This window comes from Microbacterium sp. GbtcB4, from assembly GCF_019091465.1.
Classification (GTDB): domain Bacteria; phylum Actinomycetota; class Actinomycetes; order Actinomycetales; family Microbacteriaceae; genus Microbacterium; species Microbacterium paraoxydans.
In genome coordinates this window covers 1-250 of sequence record NZ_JAGXJJ010000324.1, presented here as the reverse complement: position 1 = coordinate 250, position 250 = coordinate 1, and the positions used below count along the sequence as shown (strand labels likewise).

The following is a 250-nucleotide window of genomic DNA, read 5'->3' as shown; positions in this document are numbered from 1 at the left end:
TCCCAGGTCGGAGCCCGCGGCGGGGGAGACCCCCCTGCCCCGCTCCGTGTGGGCGAGCGCGGCCACGAGCGAAGACAGCGACGGCTGCCTGGTCGTGCCGGACAGCGGGGCCGACGCGGCATCCACCGCATCGACGCCGGCGGCGCTGGCCGCGAGCAGGGGCGCGAGCTGTCCGCCCGGGGTGTCGTGGGTGTGCAGGTGCACGGGCAGGTCGGAGCGCTCACGGAGCGCCGAGACGGGCTTCGCGGGG

General features: G+C 78.0%; 1 protein-coding gene. It reads right to left on the bottom strand.

What is annotated here, in order from left to right:
* On the bottom strand, positions 1-250 hold a 250-nt coding region (locus tag KVS71_RS18030; RefSeq protein WP_217585221.1), incomplete at both ends, for a hypothetical protein.